The organism is Chryseobacterium candidae (genome assembly GCF_004916905.1).
GTDB lineage: Bacteria > Bacteroidota > Bacteroidia > Flavobacteriales > Weeksellaceae > Chryseobacterium > Chryseobacterium candidae.
On the sequence record NZ_SDLV01000018.1, the window covers coordinates 102,280 to 116,115 of the forward strand.

13 protein-coding genes are annotated in these 13,836 nt (G+C 36.4%); 9 read left to right on the plus strand and 4 right to left on the minus strand.

Going from position 1 to position 13,836, the window contains the following annotated elements:
• Window positions 1-2: 2 nt before the first annotated feature.
• Both EK417_RS09965 and EK417_RS09970 read right to left on the minus strand, forming a co-directional pair.
• Window positions 3-767 carry a 3'-5' exonuclease gene (locus EK417_RS09965; RefSeq protein WP_110367082.1) on the minus strand — a complete coding sequence of 255 codons (765 nt, stop codon included), beginning with the start codon at window positions 765-767 and terminating at the stop codon, window positions 3-5.
• Window positions 768-839: 72 nt separating this feature from the next.
• Complete coding sequence (locus EK417_RS09970; RefSeq protein ID WP_076596359.1) at window positions 840-1,553, minus strand: CDP-alcohol phosphatidyltransferase family protein; 714 nt, start codon at window positions 1,551-1,553, stop codon at window positions 840-842.
• Window positions 1,554-1,642: 89 nt separating this feature from the next.
• On the opposite strand from EK417_RS09970, the gene EK417_RS09975 reads away from it, so the two are divergent.
• From EK417_RS09975 to EK417_RS10015, 9 genes are all read left to right on the plus strand, one after another.
• A complete protein-coding gene (locus EK417_RS09975; RefSeq protein ID WP_136522085.1) occupies window positions 1,643-3,571 on the plus strand; it encodes an LTA synthase family protein in 1,929 nt (642 codons plus the stop codon).
• Between the two features lie 150 nt (window positions 3,572-3,721).
• A complete protein-coding gene (locus EK417_RS09980) occupies window positions 3,722-4,141 on the plus strand; it encodes a DUF2147 domain-containing protein (RefSeq protein WP_076596357.1) in 420 nt (139 codons plus the stop codon).
• A 241-nt stretch (window positions 4,142-4,382) separates the two neighbouring features.
• Complete coding sequence (locus EK417_RS09985) at window positions 4,383-5,363, plus strand: pyruvate dehydrogenase complex E1 component subunit beta (protein ID WP_076596356.1); 981 nt, start codon at window positions 4,383-4,385, stop codon at window positions 5,361-5,363.
• Between the two features lie 114 nt (window positions 5,364-5,477).
• Complete coding sequence (locus EK417_RS09990) at window positions 5,478-7,472, plus strand: KUP/HAK/KT family potassium transporter (protein ID WP_076596355.1); 1,995 nt, start codon at window positions 5,478-5,480, stop codon at window positions 7,470-7,472.
• A 65-nt stretch (window positions 7,473-7,537) separates the two neighbouring features.
• On the plus strand, window positions 7,538-8,011 hold the full coding sequence (locus EK417_RS09995) for a Fur family transcriptional regulator (RefSeq protein ID WP_027374694.1): 474 nt from the start codon (window positions 7,538-7,540) through the stop codon (window positions 8,009-8,011).
• Between the two features lie 3 nt (window positions 8,012-8,014).
• Complete coding sequence (locus EK417_RS10000) at window positions 8,015-9,754, plus strand: OstA-like protein (RefSeq protein ID WP_136522086.1); 1,740 nt, start codon at window positions 8,015-8,017, stop codon at window positions 9,752-9,754.
• A 97-nt stretch (window positions 9,755-9,851) separates the two neighbouring features.
• Complete coding sequence (locus tag EK417_RS10005; RefSeq protein WP_136522108.1) at window positions 9,852-11,027, plus strand: aspartate aminotransferase family protein; 1,176 nt, start codon at window positions 9,852-9,854, stop codon at window positions 11,025-11,027.
• A 188-nt stretch (window positions 11,028-11,215) separates the two neighbouring features.
• Window positions 11,216-11,602, plus strand: coding sequence for an START-like domain-containing protein (locus EK417_RS10010; RefSeq protein WP_034696870.1), 387 nt, complete (start codon window positions 11,216-11,218; stop codon window positions 11,600-11,602).
• A gap of 78 nt (window positions 11,603-11,680) precedes the next feature.
• The gene (locus EK417_RS10015) at window positions 11,681-12,496 is read left to right on the plus strand and encodes an aminotransferase class IV (RefSeq protein ID WP_136522087.1); all 816 of its coding nucleotides are present in this window, start codon (window positions 11,681-11,683) and stop codon (window positions 12,494-12,496) included.
• Between the two features lie 84 nt (window positions 12,497-12,580).
• Here the strand turns inward: EK417_RS10015 and EK417_RS10020 are convergent, their stop codons facing one another.
• Both EK417_RS10020 and EK417_RS10025 read right to left on the minus strand, forming a co-directional pair.
• The gene (locus tag EK417_RS10020) at window positions 12,581-13,162 is read right to left on the minus strand and encodes an N-acetylmuramoyl-L-alanine amidase family protein (protein ID WP_136522088.1); all 582 of its coding nucleotides are present in this window, start codon (window positions 13,160-13,162) and stop codon (window positions 12,581-12,583) included.
• Window positions 13,163-13,265: 103 nt separating this feature from the next.
• Window positions 13,266-13,814, minus strand: a complete 549-nt coding sequence (locus EK417_RS10025) for a YqgE/AlgH family protein (RefSeq protein WP_076596351.1) — start codon at window positions 13,812-13,814, stop codon at window positions 13,266-13,268.
• Window positions 13,815-13,836 lie beyond the last annotated feature (22 nt).

Genomic DNA, 13,836 nt, shown 5'->3' on the forward strand with positions numbered 1-13,836 from the left:
TTTTAAAATCTGCTTGATAGTTGAATCTTTGTAAAAACTTTTTTGGTATACAACGGAAAATCGGCATTCTGAAGCCATCCGAAATATCCTAAATCTTTTTGGAATACTGCTTTCACTCCCTGTCCTTTATATTTTCCAAAGTTGAAAATCTCTTCCATTTTTTCATTATATCCTATGAATCCGGCAAGATCCGCATTCTTATTGTGGAATGTAAATTCACTTAGCGGAGCTATTTCGTTAGGGATATCATCATATTTTCCTACTTGTGCATCCAGTACTTCAAAAGTCGCCATCACATCCGCTTCTGCAGAGTGTGCGTTTTCCAATGTTTTTCCACAGTAGAATTGGTACGCTGCCCCTAAATTTCTGGGCTCCTTTTTATGAAAAATAGTCTGTGCATCTACCAGTCTGAATTTACTCAGATCAAAATCCATTCCTACTCTTAAAAGCTCTTCTGCCAAAAGCGGAACATCAAATCGGTTGGAATTAAATCCTCCCAAATCACTTCCGGTAATCATTTCCATAATTTTAGAAGCAATATCTCTGAAAGTAGGAGCATCTTTTACATCTTCATCATAAATGCCGTGAATTTCGCTGCTTTCTTTAGGGATAGGCATTTCCGGGTTTACACGCCATGTTTTGCTTTCTCTGGAAGCATCCGGGTTTACTTTTAAAATACAGATTTCAACAATTCTGTCTTTTCCGATATTGGTTCCTGTAGTTTCCAGGTCAAAAATACAAAGTGGTTTATGGAGTTTTAAATTCATTTTTTCTATTTGAAAATGTGTTAATTTGATAATTTGAAATGAGGATATAGCATTCCTCATCAATTGTACAGCTTAATTTAATTGTTTTTGGAATATTATTGATACTAATATATAATACAAAACAAGCATCGGGATTCCCACAGTCTGGAACAGGGCAAGAATAGCAATTCCTCCCACTAATAGTAAGACTTTTGGATAGTTATCTTTTAACTGTTTGGATTTGAATTTCATTGCCATCATCTTGATCGGGCTGATCAGAAGCCATGAAGTAAGAAGAGTAAGCAGAACCAGTAGCAATTCATTATCAAATAAAAAGCTGAAAGATCCGGTTTCTTTAAAGGCATAATAAAGACCGAACAGCAAAACGGTATTGGTTGGCGTATTCAATCCTTTGAAATAATAACGCTGCTCTTCATCAAGATTAAAAATAGCAAGCCTCAGGCAGGAAAATACAGTGACAATGAGTCCCAGATATTTGATCTCAAACGGAAAATGCATGCCAAGCAGTTCTGCACCAAAAGGTTCAAGTGCTTTATACATCGTAAGTCCGGGGATTACCCCAAAGCTTACCATATCTGCAAGCGAGTCCAGCTGAAGCCCAAGATTGGAATTTGATTTTAAAGCTCTGGCTACAAAGCCGTCAAAAAAATCAAAAACCGAGGAGAGAATAAGACAGATAGCTGTTGTCTGATAATCTCCTAATATTAGATGTATTGCCCCAATAGAGCCTGCAAATAAATTAGCGAGGGTTAAGGCATTGGCCAGATTATTCTTTATAAAATCCATAAGCACAAAATTACAGTTTTTAGAAATTCTAACTCAAAATAATATGAACTAAAAAATGCATTACAGTGATTTTGATGTAAATTTGTCCCATGAAATTTTTAAAAGGATTTAGAAAACAGGAAGTTCTGGCACTGGTTTACAGAATTTTTTTAGCCTATGTTTTTTATCAGATTGCCAGACTTTTATTCTGGTACTTTAATAAAGATCTGATTAAAGTTGATTCCATTTCAGAATATATAAAGCTGGCTTTCCATGGTACAGCCTTCGATACCACAGCTATTTTATATGTCAATGCCTTATTTATACTCCTTAGTTTATTGCCTTTGGTGATCAATACAAAGAAAGTTTTTCAGAAGATTCTTTTCTGGCTGTATTTCATTACCAACGGGATTGCGTATGCGATGAATTTCGGAGATTTTATTTACTATAAATTTTCTCAGGCAAGGCTTACTTCAGCAGTATTTCAGGTGGCAGAACATGAGTCTAATGTTTCCAAAACACTGATGATCTCTATTGGTGAACATCCTTTTGTGCTGATTTGGTACGTCGTGCTGATGATTTTATGGGTTTTCCTTTACAAAAGGGTGAAAGTGGATGATGTGAAACCTTTGAAACTACTTCCTTACTTTATCACTTCCATTCTTACGCTGTGTATTACAGCGGTGCTGGTTGTGGGAGGAATCCGAGGAGATTTTAAACACAGTACAAGACCGATCAATATGGTGGATGCAACCCGTTTTGTAACCAATCCGCTGCAGGGAAATATGGTGCTCAATAGTACATTTTCCTTTTTCAGGACTTTAAATACCAATAATTTCAAGGAAGTTCATTTTGTAGATGAAAAGTTTATCGAAGAAAATGTTCAGCCCTATAAAGTATACGACAGGAAAGTGGAGAACCGTCCCAATATTGTTATTTTCATTGTAGAATCTTTCGGAAGAGAGTATTCTGGAGCCTTCAATAAAGACAAAAATATTAAAGACTACGTTTCTTATACTCCGTTTATGGATAGTTTAGCTAATCAAAGTCTTATTTTCCCCAATACTTTTGCAAACGGAAGACAGTCTATTCATGGGATGAGCAGCGTATTGGCCGGAATTCCGAGTCTTACCGACGCATTTACAGGATCTCCGTATTCCAATCAGAAAATTCAGTCTATTGTTTCCGTGTGTAATGACCTTGGCTATGATACTTCTTTTTATCATGGTGCCCCTAATGGTTCTATGGGATTCCTTGGATTCGGGAATATCTTAGGATTTAAACATTATTTCGGAAAAACAGAATACAATCATGATGAGGATTTTGATGGAATGTGGGCGATCTGGGATGAACCTTTCCTTCAGTATTTTGCTAAGAATGTAGGAAAGAAACAGCCTTTTATGGCCACCGTATTTACAGCATCATCACATCACCCTTTTAAAATCCCTGAAAAATATAACGGGAAATTTAGAAAGGGAAAAATAGAAATCCACGAGCCGATGCAGTATACAGATTATGCAATCAAACAATATTTTGAGACGGCTAAAAAACAGCCCTGGTACAATAATACAATCTTTGTTTTCACGGGAGATCATACCAATCAGGTCTATTATCCTGAATATGAGAGAGCGATGAACCGCTATGCAGTTCCATTGGTCTTCTATTCTCCGAATCCTGCCTATCAGTTAAAAGGAGTCAGCCAGGAAATTGCACAGCAGGCTGATATTTATCCTACACTGGCTGATCTTATCGGGTATAACAAACCTATCAGAAGCTGGGGTAGAAGTTTGGTGAGTGATAAAAAATATCCTTTCATCGTAGTCAACTCAGATGGAAGTACGGATCAGTTCATGATCGGAAATTATATTTACCGCTTTGACGGAAAAGAAATCATCGGAGTGTATGCTCAATCTGATCTGAGCCTTGAAAAAAATCTCATGAATGAAGTTAAAAATCCTGAAGTAGAGCAAGGGAAGAAAACGGCAAAGGCCTGGTATCAGGATTATATGGACAGGGTAATTAACAGGAAGCTTTACTAAGGATAAATAATCGATTTTTGATTGACATTCTTGTTTTTCTTTAGCTCTTTATGCTTTGTATAATAAAAGTTTTTGTTTGTTGAAAATTAATTTATATTTTTATCAATACGTAGATAAGAATATTGTATTAAAATTAAAACTATAAGAAATATGAAAAAATTATTGTTAACATTCGTGCTTTCGCTGTTCAGTGTGCTTACGTTTGCACAGATCGAAGGTAAGTGGAAAACGATAGATGATGAGACAAAACAGGCGAAATCTATTGTGGAGGTATATAAAAAATCTGATGGGAAATATTATGGGAAAGTTTCTCAGTTATTGATAAAGCCTGCTGATCCTAACTGTACAGCTTGTAAGGATGACAGAAAGGGAAAACCAATTTTAGGATTGGAAATCATCAGAGGATTGAAAAAAGACGGTGATGAGTTCACAGGAGGAACTATTACGGATCCTAAAACAGGAAAAACATACAAATGTACCATTACAAGAACTGGTGATAAACTGAATGTAAGAGGTTACTTAGGATTATCTTTATTAGGAAGAACCCAGGTTTGGGAGAAAGCTAATTAATATAAGTTTAAATAGAATTTTAGATGACACCTCAGAATTAAGGTGTCATTTTTTTATATACAAAGAAATATCGGGAATTTTTTTGGAGGCTTCAGAAAAACTGCAGATAAGAGAGCTGTTACGAAGAAAAGCCGTTATAAATAAAATTAAGCATTAAAATTTTCCATTCAAATGAAATGCCTTTTTATGATGTGTATAATAAAAAAACACTACTTTTGTAGTCTAAATTTTTCAAGAAAATATGGCAGAATATACTTTTCGTGAGGTAATTGCACAGGCAATGAGCGAGGAAATGCGTAAAGACGAATCCATCTATCTGATGGGGGAGGAAGTTGCAGAATATAATGGTGCATATAAAGCTTCAAAAGGAATGCTGGATGAATTTGGTCCGAAAAGAGTAATTGATACACCGATTGCAGAACTTGGATTTACTGGAATCTCTGTGGGAGCAGCAATGAATGGCAACAGACCCATTGTAGAATTTATGACATTCAATTTCTCATTGGTAGGAATTGATCAGATTATCAATAATGCGGCGAAAATCCGTCAGATGAGTGGAGGACAGTGGAATTGCCCAATCGTTTTCCGTGGACCTACTGCTTCTGCAGGACAATTAGGCGCAACTCACTCTCAGGCTTTCGAAGGCTGGTTTGCCAACTGTCCGGGACTTAAAGTGGTAGTACCTTCTAACCCATACGATGCAAAAGGATTATTGAAAACGGCAATCCAGGATAATGACCCTGTTATTTTCATGGAATCCGAGCAGATGTATGGAGATAAAATGGAAATTCCTGAAGAAGAATATTACTTACCAATAGGAAAAGCAGATATCAAGAGACAGGGTACAGACGTTACTTTGGTTTCTTTCGGAAAGATCATGAAGCTGGCTTTACAGGCTGCAGAAGATATGGCTAAAGAAGGAATTTCTGTAGAAGTTATTGACCTTAGAACAGTTCGTCCTCTTGATTTTGATACAATTTTAGAATCTGTAAAGAAAACAAACAGACTTGTTATTTTAGAAGAAGCCTGGCCATTTGGTTCCGTCTCTTCAGAAATTACTTATATGGTACAGCAAAAAGCATTTGATTATTTAGATGCTCCTATCAAGAGAATTACTACTCCTGATGCACCTGCACCTTATTCTGCTGCATTATTTGCAGAGTGGTTCCCTAAACTTGAAAAAGTGAAAGAGGAAATTAAAAAAGCGATGTACGTAAAATAGTTATAGAGAAAAACTTCCGAAAGGAAGTTTTTTCATTTATTATATTTATGAAGAAAAATTCTTGACGTCATAAAATTAGTATAAATTTGCGCCTTTAAAATAAATTAAGCTGATATGGCAGAAGTTACAGAAGATGGTTACCACTTCGACATAAAGAAACTTTCCTTCATGGGAGTTTTAGTGTCTCTAGGAATTGTTTTTGGAGATATTGGTACCTCTCCGCTTTACGTAATGAAAGCAATTGTGAATGCAAGGTCCGAGGGAAGCAATATGCCTTTCAATGAGTACATAGAAGGAGCTCTTTCCTGTATTATCTGGACTCTTACCCTGCAGACCACAATCAAATATGTGATCATTGCTTTGAGAGCAGATAACAAAGGTGAGGGTGGTATTCTTGCATTGTTTTCATTAGTAAGAAACCTTAAGAAAGGATGGTTGTACCTCATAGCAATCATTGGTGCTGCGGCGCTTATTGCAGACGGAGTAATCACCCCTTCACTGACAGTAATGTCAGCTATTGAAGGTCTTGAAATCTATAACCCGCACACCCCTGTTGTGCCTATTACCATTGGAATTCTGATTGCCATTTTTGTGGTGCAGCAATTCGGGACCAGCTTTATCGGGAAGTTTTTTGGTCCTATAATGGTGGTTTGGTTTCTGGTATTGGGAGGCCTGGGAGTAATGCACCTAAGTGAAAATTTTGAGATTTTAAGATCTTTCAATCCTTACTATGCTTACAAGCTTATTGCCAACTCTCCGAGTGCTATTGTTATTTTAGGAGCTGTTTTCCTTTGTACAACCGGAGCAGAAGCATTGTATTCCGATTTAGGACACTGTGGCGCTAAAAACATCAGAATAAGCTGGGCATTCGTTAAAATTATGCTTATCCTAAACTACCTTGGGCAGGGAGCGTGGCTTTTGACCAATCATAATAAACCAGGATTTTCTGTAGTAAACCCATTCTTTGGAATTATGCAGGAATGGATGATCATCCCGGGAGTAATTTTAGCCACTGCCGCCGCAATTATTGCCAGCCAGGCATTGATTACAGGTTCTTTCACCATATTCTCGGAAGCAATGTCTCTTAACCTTTGGCCGAATCAGAAAATTGATTATCCTTCCGGAGTAAAAGGACAGATGTATATTCCAAGAATCAACTGGGGACTTCTTATCCTGTGTATCATTGTGGTTCTTCACTTCAGAGAGTCAGGAAAAATGGAAGCTGCTTATGGACTTTCCATTACAGTGACCATGCTGATGACAACCGTTTTGCTGGTCTTCTGGCTGCTGAAACACAGAGTAAGCAAAGTCCTGATTCTGGTTTTCGCAATGGTTTATATGGCAATAGAATTAGGTTTCTTCAGTGCGAATATCATCAAATTCATGGAAGGTGGATGGATCACCGTTGTATTAGCTGGTTCTATCGGAATTTCTATGTATGCATGGTATAACGGAAGATTGATCAAAACAAGATTTATCCAGTTTGTGAAAATAGAAAAATATGTGTCTATTCTTAAAGACATGAAACTGGACGAAACCATTCCGAAATATGCTACCAATCTGGCCTATCTGAGCAGAGCAAAAAGAAATGATGAAGTGGAATCTAAAATTATCTATTCTATCATCAAAAAACAGCCGAAAAGAGCAGATCATTACTTTATCCTGAGCATCGTAAACCAGGAAGATCCATACACTTTCAGATATACAGTAGATGAAATTCTTCCCGGAACAGTATATAAAATCAACTTCCTTTTAGGATTTAAAGTAGACCGGAGAATCAACGATTATTTCAATATGGTTCTTAAAGACTTAATGGCAGACGGAACTATTCCATCAAGAAGCAGCCATCCATCTTTAAGAGCTCATGATATACCACCGGATCTTAAATATGTGATCATAGATAACACCTATATCAACGATATCCTTTTAACTGTTAAACAGAAGATTACACTTAATATTTACAACTTTGTGAAGTATATCGGAAGTGATGACTTTAAGGCCTGGGGAGTATCTTCTCATAACGTTGAAGTAGAATCTGCACCCATCACAGAATTAACAGTTTATGACAATAAGATCGAGCAGTCCGGCTATTTCCGTCACAACTCGTAGTCACTCGTATTTAACCATGCTATCTATTTAAATAAAATTCAATAAATTTGTAGATAATTTTTTTAATGGATACAGTACAAAAAGAAAAAAATATAGCTTTGATCAAGGATGTTTTGAGAAACTACTTATTAGAAAAGGGGTTCAGAAACACACCTGAAAGATATACGATATTGGAAGAGATTTATAATATGGATCATCACTTTAATGTTGATGATCTGTATCTTCTGATGATGCAGAAAAAATATCATGTTTCCAAAGCAACCATTTACAACACGATTGAAATTTTCCTTGATGCAGGCTTAATCCGTAAGCATCAGTTCGGAGAAAAGACATTGACTTCTTCGTCTTATGAAAAGTCTTATTTTGACAAACAGCATGACCACCTGGTGATCTACAAAAAAGACTCTGATAAAGAAATTGAAGAAATTATTGAATTCTGTGACCCAAGAATCCAAGGAATCAAAGAAGCCATTGAAGAAGCATTTGGCGTAAAAATTGATTCTCATTCGCTGTATTTCTATGGCACTAAGAATGATTAATTAATGAGAATAGCCCTTTTTCTGTTACTCTTTATTTCTACGCTCAATTTTGCGCAGGATAAAACACCTGTGAAGAGAGATCCTTATTTGCAGGCTTCTTCACCAGCTCAGCCTAAACAAGTGAGACCTGAAGATAAAGTAAAGATCATCCATGCTGACGAGATCAAGAAAAGCCCTGACAAATATGACGGGAATCAATATTTTACAGGAAATGTTCAGATTGAACACCAGGGATCTATTCTTACCGCAGATGAAGTTGTTTTGTATAATGAAGAAAACTTTGTAAAAGCAATAGGCAATACAAGGCTTCAAAACACAGACGGGTCTGTAATCACAGCAGGTGAGATGGAATATGATGCCAATACCCAGAAAGGTGTTGCCAGAAAAAATGTAGTCCTAACGGATCCTAAACAAACCATAAAAACAGATATCCTGTACTATGACAGGCTGGCCAATCAGGCTTATTTTAATACAGGAGGCACGATTTCTGATGGTCAGAATGTTACCTATGCCAAAGTAGGAACCTACTTTCTTAATACAAGAGTAGTGGATCTTACCGGAAATGTAAAGATTGAAACACCTCAATATACAATAGAAGGCCCTAATATCAAGCAGAATCAGAATACAAAAATTGCTGATTTTCTAGGTCCTACAACCATTACGAGCAAAACCAATCCAAGAAACAGAATCTATACCGAAAAAGGAACATATAAAATGGATTCCAAGGAAGCTTTTCTAACCAAAAATTCCAGGATCTTTTATAATGAGAAAATCCTTACCGGTGATGATATGTATTATAATCAGATCTCAGGGTTTGGCAAAGCAACGGGCAATGTAACCCTTGATGATCCTAAAGAAAAAAGATTTATAAAAGGAGGTTACGGGGAAATTTTTGAGAAAAAAGACTCCGCAATGATGACGAAAAATCCTTATGCTGTAAAAGCAATGGAAAAAGACTCTATCTATTTTGCCGCAGAAAAAATTATCTCTTATCAAAGACCGGATACGTTGGATATCAAAGTCAAGAAAAGCTATCTGAGAGCCTTTAAAAAAGCCCGCATTTATAAATCCAATGCACAGGGAAGGGCAGATTCCATTGCCTTCAATGAAACGGACGGAATTATGCATATGTATACCAACCCGATTCTATGGAGCGGTGAAAAACAGGTTACCGGAGATAAAGTGGAAGCTTATTTCAATACGAAGACAGAAGATATTGATTCCTTAAAAGTAATAGGAAATGCCTTTGCCATCAGTAAAGTAGACTCACTTACGCTGAAAGATGAGTTCAATCAGGTAAAAGGAAAATTCATGACGGTTTACTACGAGAAAAATGCTATTAAAGAAGCAAGAGTTGTTGGAAATGCTCAGTCCATCGTCTATGTTGATGATACCGATCAGGAAACCAAAAAACCGGAAAGAATAGGAATTACATTGTCTACCTGCGGAATTATCGGAGCATTGTTTGAAGAAAGAGCTTTACAAATTATTTCCTGCAGTATCGGAGCTGCTTCCGATACCTATCCGATGAGTATGATAGAACCTTCGAAAAGAAAATTCCCGGATTTTAACTGGAATACCAAAGACAGGATCCGGAAATGGCAGGACATCCTTGTAGACAGTCCGAATAACGAAGAAATACAATATACAGCAGATAATGAGCTCTTCGATAAAGCTCAGAAAGCCATAGATGACGAAAAAGCGAAAGAGGAAGCTAAAAAGCCCAAACGTACCAGAAAATAATAGAAAAGACCAGTAACTCACTGGTCTTTTTTGTGGATTAATTTCAGCGTTTAATGAATCTTTTATAGCTTTGCTGAAATTTTTGTAGACAATGGAAATGCATAAAGATTTTTTTACATATCAGGCTCAAACCACCAAGTTTGCTGCTGGTTTTGAAGTGGAAAAAGCAGTAGGAAGTTATATTTACGGTACAGATGGAAAGAAATATCTTGACTTTGTAGCAGGAGTTTCTGCCAATACGCTGGGACATTCACATCCTAAAATAGTGGATGCCATTAAAGAACAGACCGATAAATATCTTCACGTAATGGTTTACGGAGAATATGCGCAGGAAAAACCTGTTGCATTATGCAGACTGCTTGCAGAAGCTACTCCGGATCCACTGGAAGTTACTTACCTTGTAAATAGTGGTGCAGAAGCCATTGACGGAAGCTTAAAACTGGCCAAAAGATATACCGGAAGAGAAGAAATTGTTTCCTTTAAAAATTCTTACCACGGAAATACTCACGGAGCTTTAAGTGTTTCCGGAAATGAAACGCACAAGAGAGAATTCCGTCCTTTATTACCAATGGTTTCTTTTATTGAATTTAACAATGAAAAAGACTTCGGTAAAATCACGGAGAAGACTGCTTGTGTTATCCTTGAAACCATTCAGGGAGCAGCAGGGTTTCTGGTTCCTGATAACGACTACCTGATCAAGCTCAAGAAAAGATGTGAAGAAGTAGGAGCGCTTTTAATTTTGGATGAAATACAGCCGGGATTTGGAAGAACAGGGAAGTTATTCTCTTTTGAACACTTCGGAATTGTGCCGGATATTCTTGTCATGGGAAAAGGAATGGGAGGCGGAGTTCCTGTAGGAGCTTTTATGAGCTCCAGAGAAATCATGGAAACCCTTTCACATTCGCCTAAATTGGGCCACATTACTACTTTTGGAGGAAATCCACTCATTGCAGCGGCAAGTTATGCCACATTAAAAGAAGTTCTGGAAAGCGGTTTAATGAACGAAGTAGAGGAAAAAGAGAAGTTGTTCAGGGAACTTTTGGTTCACCCTAAAATCAAAAATATCAATGGTAAAGGCTTGATGCTTGCCGTAAACTTAGGAACTCCTGAATACACGCTGGAAGTAGCTAAAAAATGTATGGAAAGAGGGCTTATTGTTTTCTGGCAGCTGTACAGAAATGAATACCTGAGAATATCTCCGCCTCTTACATTATCTCTGGACGAAATCAGAGAAGGATGCCAGATTATTCTTGATATACTGAATGAAAATTAAAAATAAAATCTCTCTGTAAATGAGAGATTTTTTTATTTTTTGCATGGTAATTTTTAGCTTTAAAATATAACACCGCAGTGATTCAAATTCCGTGATAAATATCATGCAGATTCTATAAAAAAGTAATTGTTTTTTTGCGTAATAAAAAAATTAATTTATATATTGCGGGACGATAAAACAAAGATTATATGGCGAAACATAAAGTCCATTACGAATTTCCAATGCACTGTTTATCAGAGATTTTATATGAATATCTGGCAACTGCAGAGGGATTGTCTGAATGGTTTGCGGATGAGGTAACAGAGAAAGGCGATGATTTCTTTTTTAGCTGGGGTGGAGGTCCTGCTGAGAAGGCCACTTTGATCAGATATAAGCCTGAAGGTTTCGTGCGTTTCAGATGGGAAGAAGATGAAGGAACAAAAAATTTCTTTGAAATGACTATCACAATTGATGATATTACAGAAGACCTTGCTTTAAATATTACAGATTTCTGTGAAGAAGGTGATGAAGAGGAAAATGCAATGTATTGGGAAAATCTTATCGAAAACCTTAGAATAAAACTAGGTGCGGCATAATACCGGGCTATAGGAAATGATAAAACTGATGAACGATTTATCGTTCATTATTTTTTTGTAAATAAATTACATCAAAAATTGGAAAATCAATATTTTACATCAGACGAGTTAAATGTAAAGAACAGAGCTTTTCTTTGGGGAGACTCAGTAAAAGTTTCTTTCTTGGTAAGAAATGGTAGATTGATCATGGACGAAGAGTGCTATTTTTTTCTGATGGCTTCCATGAGAAAGATGAGACTTAATATTCCTTTGACGTACACCCTGGAGTTTTTCCAGACTCTTTTTCAAAAAGAAATTATTGAAAGTAAAGGAGTAGAAAATGGAATTATCAATTTTCAGGTGTTCAGAAATGATGATGGAGTAACACTAGCGAAATCTTCTGTTTCCTATTTTTACGAAGTGACGGAAATAGCGGATGTACTTGCTGTTCATCAGAGACCTCTTGAATTGGATTTGATTAAAGAAATCAACGTTAATAATAACCTTTTAAGCAACATCAGAGTTCACTGTCCGGAAAATATCTACGGGGTAATTTATGCCCAGGAAAATGACCTTGACGATGTGATTCTTCTGAATCCAAACAAAAGAATAGCGCGTACCACAGCCGGAAATCTTCTCTTTTTAGAGAGCGACGTTATCAAAGTACCAAAGCAGACAGAAGGAGCTTACATTTCTCCTCTGATGGAAAACTTTGTTACTTTTTTACACAAAAATAACCTTGCTGATATTCAGGAACACGAGATTATCGCTTTTGAATCCCAGAAGGCTGAAGAAATTTTAATGATTTCTGATGAGAAAGGTATATTTTCCGTAGGTAAGATAAGAAACAAAACTTTTGAAACGACCCGCTTCTCCGAGCTGGTAGAAAGCTGGAAACAAAGTTTTAATCAATAGAAATTGACAAACCCGGTAAACAACAAAGTTCCAGAAGTCCTTTACCGGGTTTTATTCTGAGTAAATCAGAAATTGTTTCTTTATTTAATATTCGTTGATAATCTCAACAAATTTCTGTGCGATTTCTTTCTGCCCCTTTTCACTGGTAATATAATTCCTGTTGTCGGAATTATTAATGAAGCCAAGCTCTACCAATACAGCAGGTGCTTTGGTCTCTCTTAGCATGTGAAGATTACGCTCCTCAATTTTACAGGCATTGAATTTCTTGTAGATTTTTCCGGCCAGTTCCTTTGAAACGTCAGAATTCTGAACGTAAACTTCAAATCCGTTGTCAGATCTTTCTTTTTGCGGAGAACTGTTAACGTGAAGGGAAAGGACCATTTCAGGGTTCAGCCTATTGATCAGATCTGTTCTTTCAGTAAGGGTAGGAGAACTGTCTGAATCCCTTGTTAGAATAATTTCATATTTATTCTGGTTTTCATTGATTTTCCGGATTTCCTTAGCAATGCTTAATGAAATATTTTTTTCCAGAATTTCACCATAAACAGCCCCAAAATCATTTCCGCCATGTCCGGCATCAATGACAATATATTTTTTATTGGTAGGAGTAAATGATAAAAACGCTGTAGAAACTATTGATAAAGCAAGTAGGGTAATACCTTTCATATCAGTGATTTTGGTTTTCCAAAGAACGGAAAAACTTTCTTTAAAATTGGTTAAGATAATCTTAAAGTTTGTTAATTTTCGGAATAATATGAAAAATATACATTTAATTTAGTGATATGTCTTCAGGTGAATTGGCCCAGAGAAGAAATTCCCCTCCAAGATTCTGCATAATAGACTTCCAGAGTGTCTGATCATTGGGAAGGGTATAATCAAGATTATAGACATCCACAACCGTCCACATTTTCCTTTGAACCTCCGTATCCAGCTGATTAGGAGACCAGCCAGAGTATCCCGAAAATATTTTAATGTGTTCAATATCAAGTTCACCGCTTAAAACCGCATTAATGATCCGCTCAATATCTTCTGTAAGGTAGTATTCATCAGTAATGTCTGTATAAATTTCTGTAACTCTTTTGCCTTTTACAATGAAGAATACCTTGTCATTTTCTACAGGTCCTCCATCATATACCTCAATTTTAAAGTCAAAAAAATCTTTGAATTTGCTACTCATCTGGCTGTTCTTTTTATTCAATATCAAACCAAATGCACCACTTTCATTATGTTCAATAACCAATACTACTGATCTTGAAAAAATATCACCGGAAATGTCGGGTGTCGAGATTAATATTTTACCTTTGTATGAGTGATTCATACTCAAATTTAATAAAAAATAT

What these genes read in the sequence shown, in the direction of transcription:
- EK417_RS10005 (WP_136522108.1), top strand. Translation starts at nt 9,852, where the DNA reads ATGCATAAAGATTTTTTTACATATCAGGCTCAAACCACCAAGTTTGCT.
- EK417_RS09990 (WP_076596355.1), top strand. Translation starts at nt 5,478, where the DNA reads ATGGCAGAAGTTACAGAAGATGGTTACCACTTCGACATAAAGAAACTT.
- EK417_RS09985 (WP_076596356.1), top strand. Translation starts at nt 4,383, where the DNA reads ATGGCAGAATATACTTTTCGTGAGGTAATTGCACAGGCAATGAGCGAG.
- EK417_RS10025 (WP_076596351.1), bottom strand. Translation starts at nt 13,814, where the DNA reads ATGAATCACTCATACAAAGGTAAAATATTAATCTCGACACCCGACATT.
- EK417_RS09980 (WP_076596357.1), top strand. Translation starts at nt 3,722, where the DNA reads ATGAAAAAATTATTGTTAACATTCGTGCTTTCGCTGTTCAGTGTGCTT.
- EK417_RS09965 (WP_110367082.1), bottom strand. Translation starts at nt 767, where the DNA reads ATGAATTTAAAACTCCATAAACCACTTTGTATTTTTGACCTGGAAACT.
- EK417_RS09970 (WP_076596359.1), bottom strand. Translation starts at nt 1,553, where the DNA reads ATGGATTTTATAAAGAATAATCTGGCCAATGCCTTAACCCTCGCTAAT.
- EK417_RS09995 (WP_027374694.1), top strand. Translation starts at nt 7,538, where the DNA reads ATGGATACAGTACAAAAAGAAAAAAATATAGCTTTGATCAAGGATGTT.
- EK417_RS10020 (WP_136522088.1), bottom strand. Translation starts at nt 13,162, where the DNA reads ATGAAAGGTATTACCCTACTTGCTTTATCAATAGTTTCTACAGCGTTT.
- EK417_RS09975 (WP_136522085.1), top strand. Translation starts at nt 1,643, where the DNA reads ATGAAATTTTTAAAAGGATTTAGAAAACAGGAAGTTCTGGCACTGGTT.
- EK417_RS10000 (WP_136522086.1), top strand. Translation starts at nt 8,015, where the DNA reads ATGAGAATAGCCCTTTTTCTGTTACTCTTTATTTCTACGCTCAATTTT.
- EK417_RS10010 (WP_034696870.1), top strand. Translation starts at nt 11,216, where the DNA reads ATGGCGAAACATAAAGTCCATTACGAATTTCCAATGCACTGTTTATCA.